Raw genomic sequence first — 23,558 nt, 5'->3', positions numbered from 1 at the left:
AAATTTTCATCGGTATGGTTGGATGTGATAACAGACGTCATAAACAATTGTGAGACTGAATTATCCGAGAGAACAATAAATTTATTTTATGATCATAATTTTGTAAGAATATTTCTTACTTAAATAAAATTTTCCTTAAAGGTATTTTTATAAAAAAAATATCTTTATATTATTGTAATTTTTTATATATGTTTTTTTGTCTAGAAACTCTTGACAAATTGATTGATGAACAGCTCATTTTTTTAGCAAGGAAATAAAATAATATTTGCCCAATTTCAATCATGCTTTTTTCAGCATAAACCTGTTTTTGCGTAGTCAGTACTAAGCCACAGATCTCCCCATCCCGCCATCCTCTAAAGCATTGGGGTTGCTAGATCTATGGAATGTGAGTTGAAATACCTCGTCAAACAGCATAACTATTCTGGGTTGGCCACTACTTAAGGGTATCTAAGCTTCCTAGTGAGAACGATGACTACTCTTCTTCCTGTCCAATCTGACCACCTCATCGCCGCAGAGTTAGCCCAAGCGATTGTCAACAATCAGTTAAGCGTCGTTTACCAACCCCAAGTAGAATCCCATAGTGGTACTATTGCAGGATTTGAAGCCTTACTTCGTTGGCAACATCCCGAAATTGGTGTGATTCCTCCCAGTTTATTTATTCCCATCGCTGAAGCAACAGGACTTATTACTGAACTTGGAGATTGGATCTTAGAGCAAGCCATTGGTCAACTAAAGGAGTGGCAACATCAGTACCAGCATGACTTAAAAATGTCGGTCAATATTTCTGTCCAGCAGCTCACCACTCCTGATTTTATTTACCGTCTGCAAAATTCCCTAGAGAAGCACCAATTAGCGCCCCATTCCCTTGAGCTAGAAGTCACGGAATCAATTGCCATTGAAGACTTCGAAGAAGTGCGACCTATTTTACAATTTCTCCAAAGTCTAGATATTCAGATTGCTATTGATGATTTTGGGACAGGCTATGCTTCTTTCACTTATTTGCAACTTTTTTGTTGGGATATCCTCAAATTAGATCGTCGTTTTGTTAAAAATATACACCGAAATTCAGTGAACGCAGCTATTACAGAAAACCTGATCAATATGTCCCATGATCTAGGATTTAAGGTTGTGGCTGAAGGTGTGGAAATCCAAGAAGAAGCAGTGATACTCCAGCAATATGGTTGTGACAAAGTGCAAGGTTATTACTTTAGTAGACCCATGACTGCTGCTTCAATTGCAACTCGTTTCTTGGGTCGGAAGATTGCGATTATTGCTTCTACTGAGTCTTGTGCAGCTTAGAAAATCTTAACCACGCTACTAACTCCCTACTTAGAAGCGAGTAATTGAGCTATTTTGCCAGTGGCAATCCTAAATCAAGAAAAAATATTAGGCGATCGCCTTACCTGAAAGCTTTATGTGATAAAGCTTCTAAGCCGTAAACAAACATATAAAAATAGACAAAAAGGAATTAAAGCTTACGATAATCTGAGCCTAAAATCCCTGAAAACATTACTCTGCATGACTTTCAGGGATTCTAATAAGCTTACGATAATACGCATTAAGGCATTCTTCACTGCTCAATATTCTATATTCGATTCTTCACTCAATTAATGCTTTTTTCTCAATGAGAAAAACTGATAGGTGCACCGCAAAGCGGATCTCTTCGAGATCGCCTTAGTCATCTCCAACAAACTGAGTGACCACAGTATGTAGAAATGAATTCAACCCGTGTTATATTATTTTCGCGTGGTTATCTCGTCATTCAAACCACTGATTTAGTAGATGAGCTAGAGCAACATCGTTTTTCCCACAGAAGTTTCAAAGGTTGCAGAACCATTGCTGCGCCTGTACATAACTTCAAAAAAGGAAAAACCAGTATGTCTCTACTAAATCTTCAGTTCCGCGCCACCGCTTCCCGTCTCCAAGTTTTAGATAATTCACATCCTGACCTCGCCTTCTCCAAGGTTAATGCCCTTGTGCAGACCCATCTCTCCCGGGAACTCGAAAAGGTGATCGCCCACCGTCAAGACCCTGAAGACCCCCATACCCTCTGGGAGTTACTGAAAATTGATGCGGTTCTCCGGCTGGAAAATCAAATGGGTGAGAATATCCGGGTTGGGGTTTATCTCGTTCCCAACGAGTTCCAGGCTTATAAAGCATTGCAAACCGCCAACCAAGCCGCCTACTTCCAGGTGCGCCGCCAGTTGGGAATTCAAACTTACTGGGTACTGTGCCTAGATCCCAAGCACTTTCCCAGCCAAAACCAGTGGATTGATTTCCTATATGGAGAAATTGACCGTCAGCAGAAAGGTTGTCGTCTGATTTTCGTGTAATAGTTTAGGGAGGAGGAAATATCCTCCTCCTCTCAGTTTTCTATCTATACTCAATACTTAACAAAGTACCCGTTTAAAAATTTGATTTCCTCTTTCACCAAGTTGCTTTAAGTACAGACTAAGCATCCTTAATGCTAGCATAGACGGCATTGTTTTATGATTTTCCCATCTGTTAATAGAAGTAAAAGAAACTCCTAAATTACTAGCAAATTGCTCCTGAGATAGTTTTAGTTCCAATCTCATTTCTTTAATTAAATTTCCTATTGTTGGTTGTTCAAGATTCTCTATATTTAAATCTGAATATTCCATTTAATTAACGACTCTAGTCTTTGTGAAAATTTTTCTGATGGAGTCAAGCTCCAAATAGATTCCTTATTGAACTTTTCTGCATTATACAAACCATTTTCCCAGTAGCCATATATAGGATTAGGCAAGGTAATATAAGCAGGCTTGAAAGAACTATCATCAATGACTAATACACCATGTTGTTCTCGACTATTATCTACAAATTCTTTTCGAACTTGATTATTATTTTTATCGATATCCGAAAAATCGTTAAGATTATCACCTATAAAAATAATAGCATTATATTCTTTACCGTCAATTAAGCCATTAGTAACTGCTTCCATACGCCATTTTTTAGACGTATCAGTTTTTCCGTCGATCTCTTTAACTATCTCACCTTTAAGCAAAAGAGTTCCTTCAGTCACTCCAGTGAATCCTAAGTCAATCATATTATTCATAGTAGCAATTTCTAGATCGTTATTTAGCGGATCATTAGTGCTACTTTGATTTCGATTAGAGATAAAGAACACTTTGCCACCTCTATCATTTATGTATTGAATAAATTCGACTGCTCCTGGTACTGCTCTTGTTTCTTGTGCCAATATCCATTGATTCCAAGTTTTAGAATCAAAGCCACTATTAGTACCAATTAAGGCAGCTTGATAAGGGGTGTTATCAAGAAGTGTTTCATCCAAATCTATCAATACTGCAGGATTAGAAATATTGTTTTCAACAGCTTTGTCAAAAGATAATTTAGCAATATTAAAAGCTTGATAAGCTAAAGCCCTATATTCTCCTGATTGTTGTACCCAGTTAATAGCAAGCAACGATTGATTATTGAGCTCTACTTGCCCTATTGCCTGAATATCAAAAGCAAAAACTTTGACAACAAAAAGGAGTGAGAAAGTAAATATTGATAGAAGGCCGACAATTTTTTTTATAGACATTTAAGTTATTCCACCAAGACTTTTATTTGAGATGGTTGATTGATTAGAATATCATAGCCTTCTTGATCAGTTTTTAATTCTATGCTTTTACCCTGGATATCAACTAACTGCTCACTACCAAAGATTTCCTGAATAAAGTCAACAGGAAGTGATAAGTTGTAAATTTGATTATTAGCCGATAGCTTTAGTAAAGCGCTATTAGATTGTATAGATATACCGTTGATTCTTCCTTGAAGAGTTTGGATTTCACCATTACAAGCAAGAGTTACCGGATTCTTACTAAAATCGACACAAACGATAATTTCTTCGACTCTTTCAACAATTTTACTAAATTCAGTGTAATCTGGCTCTGGTTTGTCCTCATAATTAGCTTCTTCTTGAATTTCTCCTGGTGCCTTCAAAAGTAACTTTTTGATGTTGTCTTGGTCTGCACTTGATAAATTAGGAGAAACATAGACTCCAGATCCAGGTATCGTTCTACTAACGTGAATAATTCTTAGCTCAGGATCATTGGGTCTTACTGAATCACCAATAGCTGCTGAACCTACATCAGCCAAACCTTCTTTGACCATGTCAAGGATCTTTTCTCCTCTATTACCGACATTAGCAATAACTGTTTTGCCGTAAAGATCATATGTAGGCATGTAAAAACTAGAAGCAGAATCGAAAGAACCAAATGCAACTTTTGTAGAAGGGACAATATCATCTAATGATTGGATTGAACTATCTCTGCGTACAAACAATCCAGCTTCATATCCAGTTGTGCCAGGGAACATACTAGCAATCTGCTGATAACCTTGATTTTTAGCAAAAATAGAGAGAATAGGAGAAGTAGCAAAAGAAACATCCCATTGTTTTGTCTCCATTCTTTTTTTTGCTTCATCGTAACTAAGGGTTCTATCGCCGTTTATTCTTACTTTGACTTTTTCTCCTCTCAAAAAAGCAAAATAGTTTGCAGGAACAGCATTATTTTCAATGTAATCAGCTAATCCTTGACTACTTTCGGGCTTCCAAATTGTACCGAGAATCAACTCTGTCTGAGTTAGTTTAGTTTTACTTAAATAAGGAAATGATTTAATTAATAAAGTACCGGAGAAAAATATGCCAACTCCAAGAGCAATATGAATGGGGCGAGGGAGTTTTTTTCGTTTTCTTTTTGGCTTCACAGAAGAACCATTACCAGAAGAGTTTGTGAAAGTATCTGGCGCTACAGTTGTAGGTTCAGGTGGTGATGGAGGATTCTTAATTTCATCCAAAACTTCATTAGCATTAGAGTATCTATCATTAGGGTTTGAAGCTATCATCTTCAAAAGAATATTTTTTAAACGATCACTTAAAGAGTTATTTTGCCGAATTAAGTCTTGGGGAGAAGTTATATCGCTAATCTTTTTCCTACTCATAGCTTCTAGAATTATCATGCCTACAGCATAAATATCAAAAGTATATGATGGAGTACAGCCTTGTTCAGGAGGCATATATCCTCGTGTACCGATAATTGTACCTATTTGATTAGCTTTAGATATTTCAAATATATCTTTAACAGCGCCAAAATCAATGATGACTATTTTTTCATCTTCCGCTCGTCGAATTAAATTTTCTGGTTTCAAATCTCGATGAATAATCTTATTTTCATGAAGATAAGACAATGGATTTAATATATCTTCTAATAATGTGAATAGGTCAGATTCCTTATATAGCTCATTTTTTTCTTTAAATTCATCTCTAAGGGTATTGCCATTAATATATTCTTGAGCAAGAAATAGATTATCATTTTCTTCAAAAAACTCAAAAAGTTGAGGTATTTGAGAATGATGCCCTAGTTTCTCTAAAACTTTTGCTTCATCAATAAATAGTTTACGTGCCCTGTCTAGTTCTTGATCATTTAAATTTCTAGGGATGAATTGCTTAATTACACATAATGGCTTAGTAGGTTTATTGCGATCTTCTGCTATATAAGTTATCCCAAAGCTACCTTTACCCAAAAGATTGAGCAATCTATATCTCCTATTCAGCAGTTGACCTCGTCTTAAGGTTGAGCCATCAGTTCCTTCTGGAAAATCATCGCCTATGCTAACCTCAGGATCTGCTTTGTCAACATTAATGGGACTAACTGTTTTTCTTCCCTCTGATATTCCAACTAGAATAGTTTCTGTACCTTCGGGGTTAATATCATCGTTTAAAGTTACTGGCTTCAGAGGTACAGATACGTCATATTCTTTCTCTTCAAACTTAACATTTGGATTTAAGCAATAAGCTTTGTGATACCATATGGCCAATTTGTGAATTTTCTTAAGACACTTAAGAGCTGTCTTAGGGTTGATATTTTGAGAATTATTCGAGTCATCATTGTTGGAAATATTTGGTTCTATATGAACAGCTTGGTTTGCTATACTCCTGACATCATTGAAAAGATAATAAACACGAGTACCTATAGCATTTCTTTTTTTCAAAAAATTAAGAATATATGCTAAATTTTTATTGCTAATTTGATCATAGAGATGCTGTTTTGAAGCTATGTACTTAGCAAGCAGTTCAATAAACTGACGGGTTTGGACAATAGATAGATTTGGATTAGTATTACAAAGAGCTTCAGATTGGGTAGCTAACATTAACAAATCAATAGATGTAAGAAAGTTAAAGTTAGGACTATATTTATCTTTTTGTTCTTGTGTTAGAAAAGTATACGCATCTACCATGAGATCGCCATTCATATTTTCCATAAATTTGATTAATCCAGGAAATTGTCCTCCTGATTCTTCTTTCCATTCACTCCTAATATTTGAAAAAATTGCATCCCACACATTTTTTTCAACTCCATAAACACCTTCGCAGTCTAATTTAAGACTAGGATCTTGATCGGCCTCATTTATTTGCTTGCTAATTTCTCTGATTTCTGATAGCGAATAATTGACTATTTCATTCAATTGAAACATGATTAAAGTTCCTCTACTTTCCAGTAATTATTTTCTTTCAAGGGATTTAAAAAAGTAGAATGATTAGACCTATTTCCAATTAACAACAATGAATAAATTGCGCGGGAACAGCCCACATAAAATAGTTTTCTTTGTTGCTTGATTATTTCCTGATTATTATCATCTGTTTGGTTAGGATAATAAGGAAATAATCCTTCGTTTAGGCCCACAATCACTACAAAAGGAAATTCTAATCCTTTCACACTGTTAAGGTCTAAAACTTGTATAAAGTTATTTTTTTTACTGATGTCTTTTGGCTGAATATATTCAGCATTGATATTATTAAATTTAAGTCTATCAGCAGTTATCCTACTATAATCTGGATTAGGTGTAAGCACGACTCCAGAGGATATAGCAAAGCCATTTTCTCTTAGATTAATTTCATAAAAGTTCTTTATTTTTTTGACTTTTAATTTGTCATTATCGGTCAGTAAAATCATTGGCAAACTACTCTCCGATATTGAATTAATTCTTAGATTGTAGTCTTTTTCCCTTTCCTCTGGTAAAAGAATAAATTGACATCCAGCAGCTATCTGTTTAGTATTACGAAAAATATCTTTTAGTACTCGTTGCTTTAGATTATGTCCAAAACTAGCTTCGATATGATTCCAACCACAACTTCTTTGATATAAAGATTGTTCTACGTCAGCAGTAATAAAAACATTGTTTGAATCTGGAGTTAATAAAGCTAAGAAATTAAGAGCAACAGGAGATAAATCTTGAGCCTCATCAATAATAAGAGTCTTATAAGAAGGAGGATGCTGCTTTTCTTTAATTATCTTATAAGCTTTATTTCTCAAAGAATCAGCAGTAATATATCCAGAAAAATCGACTTTTTCTCTCCAAATCTCATAAATATTCCATATTAAATTAAGTAAGTCTCTTCCTAGTTGCCTAGCTCTTAGTTGTCGGTATTGATCGCTGCTTTCTAAACCTCTAGCTTCAATGTAGTATATGAACTCATCCAGAATAAAATCGATACCGCCATAATTTTCTATTTCAGAATTATTGTAATTTTTTACTTCACAAGATTCTTTTAGTAAAGTTAAGGCAGTTGTATTGTTGATAATTTTGGGTATATATAAATTTTTATTCTGAGTTTGATAATATTCAAGAGCCAATTCGTCTAATGCATACAGCTCAATATTATAATCTTGCTTTAAGTTACTTGTTTTTAGTAGAGATTCTAGTAACTCTCTAATATAAGTTACCAACGAATAAGTATATGTAACAAACAATATTTTACTATTATCACCGCTTTTTTTCTGACTTCTCGCAATTTCCGATGCTTTATGAACTGCCAAAACTGTTTTTCCCGTACCAGCTCCACCTTTAACCAGGATTGGTTTATCAAAAGGTAATTCTAGTACCTTTTTTTGTTCTTCTGATAACTGTAAAATTAAATCAGGCAATTTATTCTCTTGTGAGAAGTGATTATCGATACTAAAGAATAATGACGCATAGTCTTGCTGACTTAGAAAATAACTAGCCTGGTGCTCTGATTGATTCAGTAACTGATTAGTACAACAGTTTAGTATCTGTTCTTGAGCCTCCGGATCAGAAACATGATTAACAATATACTCAATTAAATTATCTTGATATTTTTCTTCGTCTCTTTCTTTACCAAGTTTAATGAGTTCATCCCAATAAATTTTAGGAACATCATAAACTTTCAGCATTTTTTCATCAATATGCTGAAATTCATCTTCTATCACATCATCGATAAACCAATCGGGAATATTAGACTCTTCTATACCCTCTTTTTCAATTTCATCTAAAGCTCCATTTTTGTAAGTATGCTCATTCCTTAAAGCAACTTTAATGAGCTTTATCCAACTCTCATGATATTGATAAAAAAGTCTATACCGACGGCTTATTCGTATTCTCCAAAGAGAACGCCCCTTAATTTTTAGAGAATATCCATTTTTAGGAGAAGGATCATTCTCTAAAGCTCTCATCACATCCGGAAGCTTATTTCTGACTGCCTTTGGCAAACTATAAATGCTTTTTAAAAAATTGCTTGTAAAAGTTATTTGCCAAGTCATAGACGCTTTTAATAGCCTTTGGGGAATTATAGCACTCTCTATAAACTTTGCAATAGATCAGCTTTGCACATCTTCCTGTGAGGAAAGCTATTGTTTTAAACTTTGCTATGGTAAAAACTTTCCCTAAATATAGTTTTTTTGTACTGAAAAAGATTTAGGGCACTCGCCTGGGCAAATAAACCACAACAAAAAGTATATAAGAGCTATTAGATGACTTAGCCCTACTAAATTCGCTGAAGAGTAATAAGTTCTCAAAATTTTGAATCTATTTACAAGGACTGGAATAACCCAAGTTAGGCCCAGAAGCACGCCAACGATTTTCGCTATAAATGGAGAGTAATTAAAACCGGGGGAATTAAGCAGCCATAGGTATTTCATCCTCTTCATCTGAATTTGAATACCATTGATGAACGATATTCTTCCATTCTTGATTGAGTACTTTTGTCCTGACTTGAATCAATAAATGAGCTCCTTTTGGAGTCCAACGCATCTGTTGTTTTTTTTCCATGCGTTTGGCAATGACCTGATTGACCGCTGATTCAACAAACCCCGTTGAGATGCGCTCTCCACAACGGTAACGCTCACCATAGTTGGGAATGTACCCTCCATTATTTTGAATATAAATCCGAAATTCGGTAATCGCCTTCCGCATCTTACTGAGTTTTGGATAATCAATTTCTAAGTCTTCCGCATCCCACTCAATTGACTCTATTTTCTGCAACGCTCTGAAGACATTGCCATGCCAGAGATACCATTTTAGGCTCTTGAGCCTCTCTGCCATTGATGTCGCTTGGTCAGGGTCGTAATGTTTCACACCTTTGATGTACTGGCTAAGCAGCGTAATCCGCATTGTGACGTGAAACCAATCGAGCAGATATTCCGCTTGGGGATTGAGAAACATTTGTAGATCACGCACAGTGTCACCTCCGTCAGAAAAGAATGTGACCTGCTGATTCATTTGCATTCCCTGGGATTTAAGCAGTTCGAATAATCGCCGTTTGGATTTAGTGTCATAGGTTTGGACAAAGCCAAAGCTCTTTGAAGCCCCTTGCTCTGGGATGCTTTTTCCAACAATCACCTCAAAAGACTTTTGTTGCTCACTGTTTTTCGGACGATAGGCATGGATATAAGCCCCATCAATTCCGACATTGAGTGGCAGATCTGGGCGCGGTAATTCCTCCCATTCCATAGGACATCCCTCCACATAAATGTACTGTTCCTCGTCCAATTCATCATCGAGCCTTTGACCCATCTGGTGGAGCTTGTAACGCACACTGGAGGCATTGAGTGTTCCATCTAATGGCAGCACTTCATTCAGCAGGTGAACACTCAGACCATAGGAGACCAATGACGCAAATTTCGTTTGAAGATAAAGATATTCAGGTGATTGTCGCTCAGTCAGCAGCAAAGTTAAAGGGCTGATACTTTTTTGCTGATGGGTTTGGCAAGAGCAATGAAACAATCGTGGACTCAGTAGCTCCAGCTTGCCAAAAACGGACCGATAAACCAGCTTATGCTTTCCTTTACATTTACGCGGTAGACCGCAATCTGGACAAGGCGTTTGTTGATCCATATATTGACTCACTTGTGACGAGACAATTTCTTGTTGAATCCCTTGCAGAATCTGTTTTGATTCCTCCAAAGTCAATCCTAGGTTGGCGAGAGTCAATTGACCTCGCTCGAATTGAGCTACATCTTTGGAGACTTGTAGGGTTCCATTATCGGATTCAATCTTGATGCTGATTTTGATATTCATGTGTCTATGAAAATAATCTCCTCTCGAAAAGCTGGATCTTCGCTCAAGGGACTCTGCTGCAAGCGTTGATTGAGTTTTGGGAGATCAAGTCTGTCCAATAGCAGCCAATAACTCAGTTGTCGAAGTTCACCTCGACGTTGCGTAATCTCATCATTCACAAGGATTTTAGCCATTCGATAGGCTACCGACGCTTCAGAGAACTCCTGCCTGAGTTCCTGAAAGGCCCAAGCCCCTCCACAATCTTCAATCGGGCCATTCCGTTTGCCTTCGATACAAATAGGGTAAGTCTGCTTAGGTTTCGGTTTAGTAATCTGTTCAACCCGCAGTTGCACCTGCCAATTATCAAAGAAATTGTATTCGTAGAGAAATCTTTCTCGGACTCGTAAGCCTAGATCTAACAGCGTTACAGTATTGGCGTCATCACTGAACCATTCACCCCCAATGTGATGAATACCGTAGGGCTTAGCATGGATGACAAAGCGATGTAAATACTCATCAGTCCAGCCAAAGGCGATCTGAAGAATGTAATGCAGCTGAGCAATGGTCGTATCTGCAGTGACCAGAACACGACGCCAAATCATAGGGCTAATTCCTGAAATGACAGCTTTTAACTGAATAATACTTGGGGCTGAGCTGCCATTCATTTCATGAGCTGTCTCGACTAATAGTCTCAGAAAGTAAGGCTTGCGAGACTCCCTAAAACTAAGTCTCAATTCATGTTTTATTATGCAATTATCAAAGGGTCTTAGATGTTACGAAACATTGAGGTAAGTCGTCATGGCGATGGTCGGCTATGCAAGAGTCAGTTCTGTGGGGCAGAGTCTTGATGTGCAACTCGATAAACTCCGGCATTGCGACAAAATCTTCAAGGAAAAGCGGAGTGGAGTGTCGAATACAAGACCCCGACTCAAGGCTTGTATTGAATACGTCCGAGACGGTGACACACTTGTCATTACTCGATTAGATCGATTGGCACGTTCGACGCTCCACCTCTGTCAGCTGGCCAAGAAACTGGAAAAGAAGGGTGTGAACCTCCAGGTGCTTGACCAGAACATTGATACTGGAGATGCAACGGGACGACTTTTATTTAATATGCTGGGGGCGATTGCACAGTTTGAAACTGAAATCCGAGCTGAACGACAAATGGATGGAATCCAGAAGGCAAAAGCTCGTGGTGTTCAGTTTGGTCGCAAAAAGCAGCTTACAGAGACTCAATGTCAAGAGTTAAAGCGCAAGCGACAAGAAGGTGAACTCATCAAAACTTTGATGGCAGAATATCATCTCTCAAAAGCCAGTGTGTATCGATATCTCAACCAAGAGTCAGATGTTTAATGGCTCTTGGAATCCTTGCCTCATATAGTTTCCCCCAGTTTTAATCACTCTCCGATCAAGGACTGATACATTCAGAGCGGGGTGATAATGGCTACCGTTACTACTCACCAGACATTGTGCAGCAGGTGCTATTCATTAAAAAGGCTCAATCCCTCGGTTTATCCCTGGGGGATATTCGAGAAATTCTGATGGTACATCGCCGTGGCGATTTGCCTTGTGAATTTGTCCAGCACCTATTGCAAGAAAAGATTCAGCAGCTTGAGGTAAAAATTCAAGAGATGATCCTTTTCAAAACTGAGCTAGAGGCTTATCGCGACCGTTGGAGCAGTGATCAGATTCGTCCCCAACCGGAAGATATTTGTCCTTTGATTGACATGGTTCCTCTAACGCAGGTATCTGACCGAAAAATAGATGTAATAAGAATGTGACATTGTATTTTTCGGGTAGCTGATGAGATGCTTGGGGTTGTGGATGGAGATTGACAATGGTGCAGAAACTTATAAACCTCGCAAACCTGTCCTCAATGTCAATGGAATCTCTATCGATGGATTGGTGCTGGTGCATCTCCAGCCCCAGCCTCGCATCATACCAGCGCGACTCATCATTCCATTCATCAAGAGAAGACCGACGAGTAAAGAAGCAAAAACACCGCCAGCAAATCCAGCTGCAACTAAAGTTAAAACTTTTGTATCCATGGTCAAACCTCTTTCAACAAGACTTTTAAAGAGAGACTTTCACTGACCTAACACTATGATCATAGATCCAATAGTCAGCTTTCGTCTCTCGGCGAAAGAAAAGGTAAGACAACGCAAAATAATGTAGAATTTCCCCCCAAAAAATTATAATGATTTATTCTCAATCTCACGATTATCATACTGAATATTAAAATCATCCTTTCAAGACGCATCTTGAGCACGAGTGCTTATTTTAATTCTCTCAGTTCAAGATAATTGACAATCAACTTGTTTATAGTCATTTTTAGAAGATGACCAATTATTTTATGATCCCGTAAATTCTTAGATCTATTCTAAGGCCGAGATTAATTAGTCAAATTTGAACTGTTTGCAATGATATGTAAATCAACCTGTGGCAATAGTCTTACTAATCGCTGTACGATAGAGCCTTTAAAGAGTAATTGAAATCGGGAGCGACGAGTTTCACCTAGAACAATTTGTGTGATGCGTTCTTGGAGTGCTATCTTAATAATTGTAGTCACAATATTTGATGATTCTATCCTTATAAACTTTCCTGAAAATTCTTCACATAATCGCTTACAAGTTTCAATATGTAAGGCTTCTGGTTTTGATAAAAATTTACCCGCAGGCGCTACAAATAACACAAATAATTGTCCATTCATATGATTAGCAATTCGAGCACCCCGGCGTAAAAGCTGAATAGAATTCGGATAAGTTGAAATACATACTAAAACCCGTTCTCGAATATTGTAATGGAGATTTTTAGCTGCAGAGGCTGATTCTTCTTCAAGATTATCAGCAATTTCACGCAGCGCTAGTTCCCTTAGGGCAATTAAATTACTGCGACGGAAAAAATTTTGTAGAGCCTGGTCAATTTTTTCAGGTGCATAAATTTTCCCTTCTTGCAGTCGTTCTTGAAGTGTTTCTGGTGTTACATCCACCACCACAATTTCATCGGCATCATCAATTATTCGATCAGGTACACGTTCTCTTACCACAACCCCAGAAATACGATATACGAGATCATTTAAGCTTTCTAGATGTTGAATATTAACTGTTGAGTAGACATCGATTCCGGCATCTAGAATTTTTTCAACATCTTGATAACGTTTTTCTTGTTTAGAGCCGGGTATATTCGTGTGGGCTAGTTCATCTATTAATACTAACTGGGGCGATCGCCTTAAGATTTCCTCGGTATCCATCTCTTGCAATAAAACATTTCGACAATAAACCTGTTTACGAGGAATGAGCTCTAAGCCTTCAGCTTTCAGGGTTGTTTCCTCCCGCCCATGGGCTTCTAATAAACCAATAACCACATCAAAACCATCTTGTTTGAGGGCATGTCCTTCTTCAAGCATTCGGTATGTTTTACCAACTCCAGGGGCCATACCAATAAAAATTTTGTGTTTGCCTCGACGGGGGAGTGTTTGGTAGTTAGTAGCGGCGATCGCAGTAGGGTTATACATCTAAAAGAGGAAGGGAATAGTCGGGGAATATGTAGGCTAGAAAGCTCCTGTTCTCAAAGCTTTAGAGCTGATCGAGGGCCAAATTAAGGGTGACTGTATTGACAGCAGGTTCACCAAAAATCCCTAAGAATCGTCCTTCAGTATTCTGTTTAATTAAAATTTCTAAGTCATCAGCTGAAAGATTGCGAGCAGCGGCAATCCGGTCGATTTGAGCGATCGCACTAGCAGGAGAAATGTGGGGGTCTAGGCCAGAGCCAGAACTGTAGAGCAGGTCAGCGGTCGGTTTAATATCGGCAGCTTGCAAAATTTCTGCCCTTGCTTGGGTGAGTTCTAGCAGTTCGGGGTTGCTGGGTGCGAGGTTAGTCGCTCCCGAAAGGCCTGTCGGAAAAGCATCCTCACCGATGCTGTAATTAATGGCACTGGGGCGGCTCCCAAAATAGTCCTCGCGACTAAAGGCTTGACCGATCAGAGTAGAACCGATGACTTGTCCTTGGCTGTTCGTAACTAGGCTGCCATTGGCTTGGGCCGGAAAAAAGCCCTGGCCGATCACGAAAATTAATAAAGGATAAATCAAGGCAGTGAGAAGCCAGAGAACAACTATGGTACGGATACTAGTAGTGATGTCTTGAATCATGGTCTTTTCAAAAAATTCGGTTTATGTGGGCAAGCTTGGAATATTTCGATCTTTTGGGTAGCTATCGTGCACTCTTCCTAGCTTTATTTGTCTAAATTTGCTGTTTTGAGCCGACTGGGTTGAATCTGCTTGTAGATTTGATCAATGGTTCTTTTCTATATCATCAAAATTTCTCTGGCTTCAGAATCACAGTAGTAAGATAGGCGGCAAGTCCAACGACAACCAGACCAAGAAGACCGAGGGCATAGGCGTTGCCCCGGCTGAAATTATCAGTAGCAGCGTAGAGAGCCGGGGCGATCGCCAAGTTTAAGCACAGAGCCAGAAACAGCCCTAAAGCGATCCGGGTACGGCGTTGTAAGAGGCGCCCTAAACAGTCATTACAAATTTCAAGGGGATGCAGGGTAAATCTATTCATCAGCGGATCTCCAAATGTATTTTTAGGAGTAGTAGAACGGTTTTAGCTAAAGGACATTGTCAAAACAAGGCAGGGGTTTCAAGGGAGTCGTAGATTGGCTTCGGTAGGTTGGTAAGTCGGATCAAGTTCCACTCGGTAAAGTTTGAGGGCTTCCTAGGCTAGGCCAATACTGCCAACGACAAAATCGATTAGTTTGATAGCGATAAAAGGCGCGATGACACCGCCCAGACCAAAAATCAGCATGTTGCGCTGTAACAGTTGATTGGCTGTCAGAGGACGGAACTTAACTCCTTTTAAAGCCAGAGGAATCAGAGCCGGAATAATCAGAGCGTTGTAGATGAGAGCAGACAGAACAGCCGATTGAGGGCTATTCAGCCCCATAATGTTGAGGGCGCCGATGCCTGCCGATGCAAACATCGCTGGAATAATGGCAAAGTATTTAGCAATATCATTGGCAATGGAAAAGGTGGTCAACGCGCCGCGCGTAATCAGCAGTTGCTTACCAATCGTCACTAGATCAATCAGCTTGGTGGGGTCAGAGTCAAGATCGACCATATTGGCAGCTTCTTTAGCAGCCTGGGTGCCGGAGTTCATCGCCAAACCCACATTGGCTTGGGCCAGAGCCGGAGCATCGTTGGTGCCGTCCCCCGTCATGGCTACCAGTTTGCCTTGTGCCTGCTCCGCCTGAATGACCTGAATTTTGTCCTCAGGGGTAGCCTCAGCAACAAAGTCATCGACACCAGCTTCACGGGCAATCACTTCAGCGGTGATGCGGTTATCCCCTGTCAACATGACGGTACGAACTCCCATCCGCCGCAGTTGGTCAAACCGTTCATGAATACCGGATTTGATGATGTCTTTTAGGTAGATTACCCCATAAATTTCGTCATCTTGGCAGAGGGCAAGGGGTGTACCGCCTAAGCGAGAAACCCGCTCAAAAGCTTGATCTAGAGTTTCAAGGACTGTACCACCACGGGATCTTACAAAGCCGCGGATTGCATCCACCGCCCCTTTGCGAATTTCGCCACCATCGGGTAAATTTGTGCCGCTCATGCGGGTACGAGCAGAGAAGTCTACTGCTTCCGCCGTATCTTTGTCGAAGGCGATCGCGGCTCCTTGCTGCTGCGCTAACCGCACAATGGACTTTCCTTCAGGGGTTGTGTCAAAAATACTAGCAGCCAGTGCGACCGACGCGACTGTTTTTAGACTATGACCGTTGAGAGGAATAAATTCTTCGGCTAGACGATTACCTAGGGTAATGGTGCCAGTTTTATCTAACACCAGAGTATTGATGTCGCCGCAGGCTTCGACCGCTCGACCAGAGGTGGCAACAACATTGAATTGGGCGACGCGATCCATCCCGGCAATGCCGATTGCACTCAGCAATCCGCCGATCGTGGTGGGAATCAGGGCCACTAGCAACGCGATTAGGGTGGCAACGCTTACAGGGCTACCAATGTAGGCAGCTGGGGTTGGTAGAGTAGCGATGACAATTAAAAAAACTAGGGTTAGCACTGCCAGCAGCACCGTCAGGGCAATTTCGTTGGGAGTCTTACTGCGCTCAGCACCTTCTACTAGGGCAATCATACGATCAATAAAGCCTTTACCCGGGTCAGCAGTCACCTGAATCGTCAGCTCATCGGAAATAATCTTGGTACCACCCGTGACGGAACTGGCTACATCTGAGCCTGCTTCTTTCAGCACTGGAGCGGATTCTCCAGTAATTGCTGATTCATCCACAGAAGCCACCCCATCCAACACTTCCCCGTCGGCAGGGATGATATCGCCTGCGATCACTTTAATGCGATCGCCCCGGCTCAAACTGGTGGAATAAACCTCCTCAATGGAGCCATTAGCCAAAATTTTGCGAGCGGTTGTCTCTGACTTCGTAGAGCGCAGCGCATCCGCCTGGGCCTTACCACGACCTTCGGCCACTGCTTCAGCAAAGTTAGCGAAGACAACGGTAAAGAAAAGAATGATGGCGATCAAGCCATTAAACAGCGCCGAATTATCGGGCACTGGGCCAAAGAGTCCGGGATTAAAGGTCAGTAAAATCGTGATGATCGTGCCCACCCACACCACAAACATGACGGGGTTTTTGACGATCACGCGCGGATCAAGCTTGTAAAACGCTTCCTTGAAGGCCCGCTGATAAAGACCCGATTGATCGACTTTTGGGGTGTGTCGTCGCTCCTCACGGGGGCCACCCGGTTGATGGCGGGGTTGTATGGAACTGGTCATGGCTAGTAATGGGTTAAAAAACTAAAGATTAACGGTGTTCAGTAAAGCAATTGCTCATCAAGGGTTAGAGCCCAGCCGTAACTTCAGCGGCGGCTTTGGCGATCACAAACCCTTCCGCAATCGGTCCCAATGCCAGCACCGGTAAGAAAGTTAATGCGCCAAGAATGAGGATGGTGCCTGCGGTCACGCCCGTAAACAAAAAGCTGTCAGTATAAAGAGTGCCTGCTGTTTCTGGGACCGGTTGTTTCTGGGCCATGCTGTCGGCCAGGTAGATGAGGGCAATCATGGGCATGTAACGACCAATGACTAATGAAAAGCTCGTGCTTAGGTTCCACCAGAGGGTGTTATCTCCTAAACCTTCAAAGCCAGAACCATTATTTGCAGCGGCAGAAGCATATTCATAAATCACTTGGGACATGCCATGGAAGCTGGGGTTGCTGATACCCCCCAAGGTTTCGGGAAAAGCCAGGGTAATCGCACCGGGGATCAAGATGGCGATCGGGTGAGCCAGTAGGATGATGCTAGAGAGGACGATTTCTCGCTTTTCGATCTTGCGACTGAGAAATTCGGGGGTGCGCCCAACCATTAACCCGGTCAAGAAAACAGTCAGAATCAGAAAGACGAACAGATAAGCAGTACCTGTACCCTGTCCTCCCCAAATAATTTGTAGAAATATATCTGAGAGCGTCGCAAATCCCCCAGGCGGCATCAGAGAATCGTGCATCCCGTTGATCGCACCGCACATAGTTCCGGTCGTAGACACCGCCCAGAGGGCTGTGAGTGCCCAGCCAAAGCGCACTTCTTTACCTTCTAGGTTGGGCGCTTGTTCTCCCAGAATACTGTTCACCAGCGGATTACCAACATACTCACCGTAGGCAGCAATGCCGATCATGAGGGCATAGAAGATGAAGACCATACCAAAAATTAGCCAGCCCTGGCGAGGTTTGCGCGCCATAATGCCATAGGTCAAAATCAATCCTGCTGGAATAATCAGCATGATGATGTTGGTAAACAGATTTACAAAGTTATTGGGGTTTTCGTAGGGGTGAGCCGAGTTGGTGCCAAAAAAGCCGCCACCATTTTCGCCTAGCTCCTTGATAATCTCAAAGTGCGCGACCGGGCCCCGGGCAATGTATTGAGTTGCACCTTCTAAGGTTTGGGCAACGGCTGGCCCGGCAAATGTCTCCGGTACACCAGCAATCACTAGGACGATCGCCCCCACAATTGAAATTGGCAACAAGATTCGGGTGATTGCCAAGGTCATGTCAATGTAAAAGTTGCCTAGGGGATTCCCCGTTAGACCGCGGATAAAGGCGATCGCCACCGCAATCCCTGTTGCTGCCGAAGTAAACATTAAAAAGCCCAGCGCCCCTACCTGAGAAAAGTAGCTGTAGGTGGTTTCACCTGAATAATGCTGCTGATTTGTATTGGTGACAAACGAAATAGCAGTATGCAAGGCTAAATGCCAACTAGGGGCATCCAGATTAGTCGGATTTAGGGGCAGCGACCCTTGCAATAGAAAGATGAAAAAAACCAAAACCCCCATCATTAGATTACTGACCAGCACTGCACTGACGTAGCGAGCCCCTGTCATCGAAGACTGATTAGCAAAGCCTCCAAGGGCAAAAAGCAACCGCTCTAATGGGATAGCAATAGGATCGAGCAGAGTTCTCTGTCCCATAAAAATCCGTGCCATATACCTGCCTAAAAAAGGCGCAACTGCCAACAAAATTACCAAGGCGATCGCCAACTGAAAAAATCCTTGGATCATAAAAAGTACTCAACTAGTAACATAAAGAATTGCAAAATTAAAGTTGCTATAGAAAATCTATTCGGAAGTATTTAAAATCATTAATCTTGCTCTTAAATACCTCAAATTGGGAAATTTTTATCTGAAAACTTCTAACTGTTTTTCTTTAGATTTGGGAGATCAGAGGGATTTTTGAGAATTTTTTAGACTGTCCCAAAAACTAAACAATTGGAATAAATTTACTTCCAGGACTAATTTAAAAATATTAAACAGCTCTATTATTTTGTCTTTTCAAGAGCCTTGACAAGGTATAGGAACACATTTACCGAGAATTTATATTTCAAAGACTAAGCAAAAAGCTTAAAAGTGTTTAGAGATATTTAGTTTAAATAAACAAACGACTACATCATTTGATATAGATCTAATCTAATAACTCAGTCCAGCTCTTAAAATAGATTGATAAATAATCCAAGTCATTCGCTGTTGATTAACTATTTTCAATAATTTTCTATGCTCCGGTCTAGATCTATGTCCTATTTTGATCAGTTAATCCAGGTTCGTCACCACATTCACTGGCTGATTGGGACGATTTTTGTTTTAGTCATCTTGCTGGAGTACAGTACGCCGCCCCCCTATGTTTTTGGATATTTGTACATCGGGGCAGTACTGATTGCTAGTATCCGGCTCAATCGTCAAGCCACGATTTTTGTGACTTCTATGGCAATTGTTTGCACTTTACTGAATCTACTGATTCCAGGGGTCGAAATCGTAACTCCTGCTACCGTCGCCAATCGGGTGATTACTGTCTTGGCCCTGGGGGTTACAGGTTGGCTTGGCGATCGCCTACAAACTTACGAGCAGGCCATTACGCAACAACGGTTACAAATCCAGGCCCAGGAAAAACTCGCCCAAATGCGCGAAGATTTTGTCTCGACCCTCACCCATGATTTAAAAACACCGTTACTCGGGGCTCTAGAAACATTACAAGCATTGCGTAGCGGAAACTTTGGCCCGGTTTCCCTGGCCCAACACCGCGTTTTTGATGTCATGACCCGCAGTCACCAGAAAACGCTGCAACTGGTTGAGACTTTAATGGACATTTATCACAATGATGCTGAAGGACTTAGACTTTATCCGCAACGACTTGATCTTTTAGTCCTGGCAGAGGAGACTATCACTGATGTTCTTCCCTTGGCGACATCACGGCAGATCCACCTACGCGTCAGGGATAAAAATTCAGATTTTCGGCGGTCCTATTATGTCAATGGGGATGCACTGCAACTTTCAAGGGTGTTGGTTAATCTACTGTCCAATGCGATTAACCATTCGCGGCGAGGGAGTTCCGTTGAAGTCGTGATTGGGTCTGATCGAGGTTATTATCAGGTGCAAATCATTGATGAGGGACAGGGCATTCCCAGTGATGAGCTACCACATCTGTTTGATCGCTTCTACCAGGGTCAAGGCGATCGCCAGGCTAAAGGAACAGGATTAGGACTCTACCTCAGCCGCCAAATTATAGAGGCCCATCATGGTGAAATCTGGGCAGAATCCTACTCTCAAGGCGCAGTCTTTGCTTTTCGGCTACCTGCCTACATGGATCAATTACCTGGCCCCACTACCGGCAAAATGATTGCATGACCTTACCCCTCAGAGTTTTGTTAATTGAAGATGACGAACTATTTCGCCTAGGCCTAGCTACGCGGCTGCAACAAGAGCCCCTGTTAGAAATCATCGCTGAAGCCGAAGACGGTGAAACCGCCCTTAGCCTAGTGACCCAGCAAGAATTTGATATTGTGATTTTAGATGTGGGCTTACCAGGTATCGGCGGCGTGGAAACCTGTCGACAGATCAAACAACTATTGCCCCATTTACCTATTTTGGTGTTAACGTCCCATTCTCAGCCAACCTTAATTCATCGGCTTATTGAAGCCCAAGCTCAGGGCTACTGCCTCAAAGGAGTTGCGGCTGAATCTTTGATTTTAGCGATTCAATCAATTGCAGCTGGTGCTTCCTGGTGGGATGCACAGGCGACCAAACAAATCCACACCCAATTTCAACAGTCCCCTGCTGAGATAACTCAAAGTACCCTGCTTCAGGGGAATCCTCTCACCCAACGAGAACATGAAATTCTGGCTCTGATCGCCAAAGGTAAAAGCAACTCTGAAATTGCCGAAACTCTCTACATTGCAGCGGGTACTGTGCGTGTTCATGTCCACGCCATTTTACAAAAACTAGAGGCTCGCGATCGCACCCAGGCAGTTATTATCGCCCTACGGCAGGGCCTAATTAAGACCGAGAGTACACCTCCAAATCCAGAGATTGATCGCTAAACCCAATATCTAGGGCATCAGGAGGGTTTCAGGCCTGAACAGTTGGCTGCTGCCCATGGATGATGGCTGACGAAAAGGCGATCGCCCAAGACTTTTTAACAATATGACCAGTTAAAAAGTCAACAAGTTAACAAGCCAAAAATATGGCTTGTTTTTCTAAAATCAATCCCACCGCCCTTGATATCACTGGTATTGCAATTTTTATGCTAGACTTTTTGGCAAGTCAACTTGTTATATTGCTGACTTCTTAGCTTTCCAACTGGTCAAAAAGTTATGATCATCGCGCTTTGTAATCAAAAAGGAGGGGTCAGTAAAACCACCTCTACGATTTGCCTGGGAGGACTTTTAGCGGAGTCTGCCAAGGTCCTACTCATTGATTTAGATCCCCAAGGGAATTTGACAACGGGGTTAGGGATCGAAGTGGAGGATGATCAACTCACTGCCTATGAGGTCATCACGGAACAATGTTCCACTGCGGCGGCGATCGCCCCCACGAAGATCAAAAATCTCGATCTTTTGCCTGCGGATATCAGCCTTGCCAAAGGAGAAACAGAAATTCTCGGTAAGGTCGGCAATTTTTGTTTATTAAAAGAACAACTCGAAACCGTCTTTGATCAATACGATCATATTTTGATTGATTGCCCCCCATCCCTCGGTTTACTGACAATTAATGCCTTAACCGTCGCGGATCAGGTGTTGGTTCCGGTGCAATGTCAATTTTTCGCCCTTAAGGGATTAGCTGCTCTACTCGAAACAATTGAATCAGTCAAAAAACGACTGAACCCAAACATCGATATTCTGGGGGTGCTACCGACGATGTTCGAGCAAACAGTCATGGCACGGGATGTGATTACTTCTCTCGAAAAGCGATTTGGCAAAAGTTTAGTGTTTCCTGCTGTCCCGAAATCAGTGCGCTTTGCAGAATCGAATTTAGCCGGAGAACCGATTCACCTCTATGTCAACGAGCACAAATTAATTTATCCCTACAAATCAATTATTAAAGCAATGGAGGCCTAAAGCATGGCACAACGAAAAATCCGACTGACTGACCATGATCCACTAGAATCTAAGACTGACAGTGTTTTGAGCAGTTTTTCTGCACCAAAACAAGTCAACTTTTTAGAAAGTCAACAACCTAACAAGTCAACCAGTCAACAGGCTAAAAAGTCAGGAAGCCGGCAAGTCAACCAGTCTAGTCAGACTCGATTGAAAAAAGCAACCTATCAAATTGACGACTCGGTGATTGAGCGCTTGGATCGGGCTTATCTGCAAATGAGTTTGGATCGAGGTAAGCAGGCAACTCCCTATAAGGAGGTTTTAGTGGAAACGGCGATCGCCTATTTTCTAGATCAGCTTGAGGAAAATCCGGATCTGATTGAGCAGGCTTTGGGCCGGCAGGAGAATCGAGGTTAAGAATTGAATTAGCCCAGATGACATATGATTTCAAAGAAAAAATCTATATATTCCAAAAATCAGCCGCTTCTTGGGGAAAAGTAGAAAGAACTTTTTGAAAAGCTTCTTCATCTATATGTCTCTTTAAAGCAATAGCTACATCTCTAATGGCTGTATCAGGAGAAAAATTATGTTCGCCGCGCAATGATTTCACTTCTTTGATCATCTCTGCATAGTCCCCAAAAGGTCTTCTGGGTTCATTGATATTCCAGTCAGCTATAAAAAGAGCCCTCAAGCAGACAGGTAAAATATTAGCAAAAGCAATAGTATTTTCTAGGGAAAGTCTGCGACGAAATACTTGAAACACTCCTTGGGTCATCGTATAGCTTACGTGTGTGCTCCACAATCCTGCTGTGTTACGAGCATCCACTAGATATTCATAAAAATCATCCGAAGCACGTTGATATTCTGCGGGCACTGGCATAATATTTTCTTTGCGCTTTACAATATTTTCCATAATTGTAGCTGACTCTAATTATAAGTCTTATGGATTTAATGATAATATTTCTGCTCTAGCCACATTTTAACTTCCTGTTCAGATCCAAAATTCATATTCTGATTAGAAACTGGGTCATAAACTTCAAAATATATATCACCATAGCGGCTAATTTTTCTAGATATTCTAGGTTCATTACAGTAAGTGAATATATCTAATAATGAATGAAATAATCCACCCATTTTTCCTTTTATTTTTTGCCAAAAATAAAGATTTTCATGAAGTAAAGTAATGATCGAGAAACAATCTTTTACTTTGCCTAGATAATTATTACCTAAGTTTTGATTTGCCATTTTTCTCCGAGAATAAAGCTCAAGTGATCAATAAAATAGAATTAAATTAAATTAATTGGTTAAGCTTTAATAGTTATTTACTTTTAAAAGAAGAATTAATCAACTTATGTAAAATT

Annotated in this window: 22 protein-coding genes; 8 read left to right on the top strand and 14 right to left on the bottom strand. The window is 40.9% G+C overall.

The features are described 5' to 3' along the window. The first annotated feature begins 468 nt into the window (after positions 1-468). Both ACZ45B_RS14520 and ACZ45B_RS14515 read left to right on the top strand, forming a co-directional pair. Positions 469-1,299, top strand: a complete 831-nt coding sequence (locus tag ACZ45B_RS14520; RefSeq protein WP_024546960.1) for a putative bifunctional diguanylate cyclase/phosphodiesterase — start codon at positions 469-471, stop codon at positions 1,297-1,299. Between the two features lie 578 nt (positions 1,300-1,877). Further along, positions 1,878-2,333: a hypothetical protein gene (locus ACZ45B_RS14515; RefSeq protein WP_024546959.1), complete on the top strand. Its 456-nt coding sequence runs from the start codon at positions 1,878-1,880 to the stop codon at positions 2,331-2,333. Positions 2,334-2,390: 57 nt separating this feature from the next. On the opposite strand, the gene ACZ45B_RS14510 is transcribed toward ACZ45B_RS14515, so the two are convergent. The 6 genes from ACZ45B_RS14510 to ACZ45B_RS14485 form a co-directional block, all read right to left on the bottom strand. Next, complete coding sequence (locus ACZ45B_RS14510) at positions 2,391-2,642, bottom strand: helix-turn-helix domain-containing protein (RefSeq protein WP_024546958.1); 252 nt, start codon at positions 2,640-2,642, stop codon at positions 2,391-2,393. Further along, entirely contained in the window at positions 2,624-3,565 is a 942-nt protein-coding gene (locus ACZ45B_RS14505; RefSeq protein ID WP_464675043.1) for a 5'-nucleotidase, lipoprotein e(P4) family, read from the bottom strand. The genes ACZ45B_RS14510 and ACZ45B_RS14505 overlap by 19 nt, the downstream gene beginning before the upstream one ends. Before the next feature lie 5 nt (positions 3,566-3,570). Next, the gene (locus ACZ45B_RS14500) at positions 3,571-6,498 is read right to left on the bottom strand and encodes a protein kinase domain-containing protein (RefSeq protein WP_464675042.1); all 2,928 of its coding nucleotides are present in this window, start codon (positions 6,496-6,498) and stop codon (positions 3,571-3,573) included. Between the two features lie 2 nt (positions 6,499-6,500). After that, entirely contained in the window at positions 6,501-8,582 is a 2,082-nt protein-coding gene (locus tag ACZ45B_RS14495) for a type II toxin-antitoxin system mRNA interferase toxin, RelE/StbE family (protein ID WP_464675041.1), read from the bottom strand. Between the two features lie 355 nt (positions 8,583-8,937). Then, entirely contained in the window at positions 8,938-10,338 is a 1,401-nt protein-coding gene (locus ACZ45B_RS14490; protein WP_024547063.1) for an ISKra4 family transposase, read from the bottom strand. Continuing rightward, positions 10,335-10,982 (bottom strand): plasmid pRiA4b ORF-3 family protein, encoded by a 648-nt coding sequence (locus ACZ45B_RS14485; RefSeq protein WP_024547064.1) that lies wholly within the window; start codon positions 10,980-10,982, stop codon positions 10,335-10,337. The genes ACZ45B_RS14490 and ACZ45B_RS14485 overlap by 4 nt, the downstream gene beginning before the upstream one ends. A gap of 133 nt (positions 10,983-11,115) precedes the next feature. Here ACZ45B_RS14485 and ACZ45B_RS14480 point away from each other — a divergent pair, with 133 nt between their 5' ends. Continuing rightward, entirely contained in the window at positions 11,116-11,670 is a 555-nt protein-coding gene (locus ACZ45B_RS14480) for a recombinase family protein (protein WP_024547065.1), read from the top strand. Between the two features lie 62 nt (positions 11,671-11,732). Then, a complete protein-coding gene (locus tag ACZ45B_RS14475; RefSeq protein ID WP_081699695.1) occupies positions 11,733-12,098 on the top strand; it encodes a MerR family DNA-binding protein in 366 nt (121 codons plus the stop codon). 69 nt (positions 12,099-12,167) lie between these two features. On the opposite strand, the gene ACZ45B_RS14470 is transcribed toward ACZ45B_RS14475, so the two are convergent. The 6 genes from ACZ45B_RS14470 to kdpA all read right to left on the bottom strand — a co-directional run bounded on the left by ACZ45B_RS14470 (position 12,168) and on the right by kdpA (position 18,892). Next, entirely contained in the window at positions 12,168-12,365 is a 198-nt protein-coding gene (locus tag ACZ45B_RS14470) for a hypothetical protein (RefSeq protein ID WP_148293458.1), read from the bottom strand. A gap of 344 nt (positions 12,366-12,709) precedes the next feature. After that, positions 12,710-13,831, bottom strand: coding sequence for a sensor protein KdpD (locus tag ACZ45B_RS14465; RefSeq protein ID WP_024547067.1), 1,122 nt, complete (start codon positions 13,829-13,831; stop codon positions 12,710-12,712). A 61-nt stretch (positions 13,832-13,892) separates the two neighbouring features. After that, a complete protein-coding gene (gene kdpC / locus ACZ45B_RS14460; protein ID WP_024547068.1) occupies positions 13,893-14,465 on the bottom strand; it encodes a K(+)-transporting ATPase subunit C in 573 nt (190 codons plus the stop codon). A 163-nt stretch (positions 14,466-14,628) separates the two neighbouring features. Further along, positions 14,629-14,880, bottom strand: a complete 252-nt coding sequence (locus tag ACZ45B_RS14455; protein ID WP_024547069.1) for a potassium-transporting ATPase subunit F — start codon at positions 14,878-14,880, stop codon at positions 14,629-14,631. A gap of 153 nt (positions 14,881-15,033) precedes the next feature. Then, complete coding sequence (gene kdpB, locus ACZ45B_RS14450; RefSeq protein ID WP_464675040.1) at positions 15,034-17,121, bottom strand: potassium-transporting ATPase subunit KdpB; 2,088 nt, start codon at positions 17,119-17,121, stop codon at positions 15,034-15,036. Positions 17,122-17,185: 64 nt separating this feature from the next. Then, positions 17,186-18,892 carry a potassium-transporting ATPase subunit KdpA gene (kdpA, locus tag ACZ45B_RS14445; RefSeq protein WP_024547070.1) on the bottom strand — a complete coding sequence of 569 codons (1,707 nt, stop codon included), beginning with the start codon at positions 18,890-18,892 and terminating at the stop codon, positions 17,186-17,188. 507 nt (positions 18,893-19,399) lie between these two features. On the opposite strand from kdpA, the gene ACZ45B_RS14440 reads away from it, so the two are divergent. The 4 genes from ACZ45B_RS14440 (at position 19,400) to ACZ45B_RS14425 (ending at position 22,614) form a co-directional block, all read left to right on the top strand. Then, positions 19,400-20,509, top strand: a complete 1,110-nt coding sequence (locus tag ACZ45B_RS14440; protein WP_236612549.1) for a sensor histidine kinase — start codon at positions 19,400-19,402, stop codon at positions 20,507-20,509. Then, complete coding sequence (locus ACZ45B_RS14435; RefSeq protein ID WP_024547072.1) at positions 20,506-21,201, top strand: response regulator transcription factor; 696 nt, start codon at positions 20,506-20,508, stop codon at positions 21,199-21,201. Before ACZ45B_RS14440 ends, ACZ45B_RS14435 begins: the two co-directional genes overlap by 4 nt. A 273-nt stretch (positions 21,202-21,474) precedes the next feature. Then, a complete protein-coding gene (locus ACZ45B_RS14430; RefSeq protein ID WP_024547073.1) occupies positions 21,475-22,218 on the top strand; it encodes a ParA family protein in 744 nt (247 codons plus the stop codon). Between the two features lie 3 nt (positions 22,219-22,221). After that, positions 22,222-22,614: a hypothetical protein gene (locus ACZ45B_RS14425; protein WP_024547074.1), complete on the top strand. Its 393-nt coding sequence runs from the start codon at positions 22,222-22,224 to the stop codon at positions 22,612-22,614. Between the two features lie 43 nt (positions 22,615-22,657). Here the strand turns inward: ACZ45B_RS14425 and ACZ45B_RS14420 are convergent, their stop codons facing one another. Then, positions 22,658-23,077 carry a DUF2267 domain-containing protein gene (locus ACZ45B_RS14420; RefSeq protein WP_024547075.1) on the bottom strand — a complete coding sequence of 140 codons (420 nt, stop codon included), beginning with the start codon at positions 23,075-23,077 and terminating at the stop codon, positions 22,658-22,660. A gap of 68 nt (positions 23,078-23,145) precedes the next feature. Beyond that, on the bottom strand, positions 23,146-23,442 hold the full coding sequence (locus ACZ45B_RS14415; RefSeq protein ID WP_024547076.1) for a hypothetical protein: 297 nt from the start codon (positions 23,440-23,442) through the stop codon (positions 23,146-23,148). Positions 23,443-23,558: the final 116 nt, after the last annotated feature.

The organism is Picosynechococcus sp. NKBG15041c (assembly GCF_055380235.1).
This window is presented reverse-complemented; position numbering and strand designations above follow the sequence as displayed.

Bases quoted from the DNA above. Each gene is read 5' to 3' on its own strand.
- ACZ45B_RS14520 (WP_024546960.1), top strand. From the start codon at position 469: ATGACTACTCTTCTTCCTGTCCAATCTGACCACCTCATCGCCGCAGAG.
- ACZ45B_RS14515 (WP_024546959.1), top strand. From the start codon at position 1,878: ATGTCTCTACTAAATCTTCAGTTCCGCGCCACCGCTTCCCGTCTCCAA.
- ACZ45B_RS14510 (WP_024546958.1), bottom strand. From the start codon at position 2,642: ATGGAATATTCAGATTTAAATATAGAGAATCTTGAACAACCAACAATA.
- ACZ45B_RS14505 (WP_464675043.1), bottom strand. From the start codon at position 3,565: ATGTCTATAAAAAAAATTGTCGGCCTTCTATCAATATTTACTTTCTCA.
- ACZ45B_RS14500 (WP_464675042.1), bottom strand. From the start codon at position 6,498: ATGTTTCAATTGAATGAAATAGTCAATTATTCGCTATCAGAAATCAGA.
- ACZ45B_RS14495 (WP_464675041.1), bottom strand. From the start codon at position 8,582: ATGACTTGGCAAATAACTTTTACAAGCAATTTTTTAAAAAGCATTTAT.
- ACZ45B_RS14490 (WP_024547063.1), bottom strand. From the start codon at position 10,338: ATGAATATCAAAATCAGCATCAAGATTGAATCCGATAATGGAACCCTA.
- ACZ45B_RS14485 (WP_024547064.1), bottom strand. From the start codon at position 10,982: ATGAATGGCAGCTCAGCCCCAAGTATTATTCAGTTAAAAGCTGTCATT.
- ACZ45B_RS14480 (WP_024547065.1), top strand. From the start codon at position 11,116: ATGGCGATGGTCGGCTATGCAAGAGTCAGTTCTGTGGGGCAGAGTCTT.
- ACZ45B_RS14470 (WP_148293458.1), bottom strand. From the start codon at position 12,365: ATGGATACAAAAGTTTTAACTTTAGTTGCAGCTGGATTTGCTGGCGGT.
- ACZ45B_RS14465 (WP_024547067.1), bottom strand. From the start codon at position 13,831: ATGTATAACCCTACTGCGATCGCCGCTACTAACTACCAAACACTCCCC.
- kdpC (WP_024547068.1), bottom strand. From the start codon at position 14,465: ATGATTCAAGACATCACTACTAGTATCCGTACCATAGTTGTTCTCTGG.
- ACZ45B_RS14455 (WP_024547069.1), bottom strand. From the start codon at position 14,880: ATGAATAGATTTACCCTGCATCCCCTTGAAATTTGTAATGACTGTTTA.
- kdpB (WP_464675040.1), bottom strand. From the start codon at position 17,121: ATGACCAGTTCCATACAACCCCGCCATCAACCGGGTGGCCCCCGTGAG.
- kdpA (WP_024547070.1), bottom strand. From the start codon at position 18,892: ATGATCCAAGGATTTTTTCAGTTGGCGATCGCCTTGGTAATTTTGTTG.
- ACZ45B_RS14440 (WP_236612549.1), top strand. From the start codon at position 19,400: ATGTCCTATTTTGATCAGTTAATCCAGGTTCGTCACCACATTCACTGG.
- ACZ45B_RS14435 (WP_024547072.1), top strand. From the start codon at position 20,506: ATGACCTTACCCCTCAGAGTTTTGTTAATTGAAGATGACGAACTATTT.
- ACZ45B_RS14430 (WP_024547073.1), top strand. From the start codon at position 21,475: ATGATCATCGCGCTTTGTAATCAAAAAGGAGGGGTCAGTAAAACCACC.
- ACZ45B_RS14425 (WP_024547074.1), top strand. From the start codon at position 22,222: ATGGCACAACGAAAAATCCGACTGACTGACCATGATCCACTAGAATCT.
- ACZ45B_RS14420 (WP_024547075.1), bottom strand. From the start codon at position 23,077: ATGCCAGTGCCCGCAGAATATCAACGTGCTTCGGATGATTTTTATGAA.
- ACZ45B_RS14415 (WP_024547076.1), bottom strand. From the start codon at position 23,442: ATGGCAAATCAAAACTTAGGTAATAATTATCTAGGCAAAGTAAAAGAT.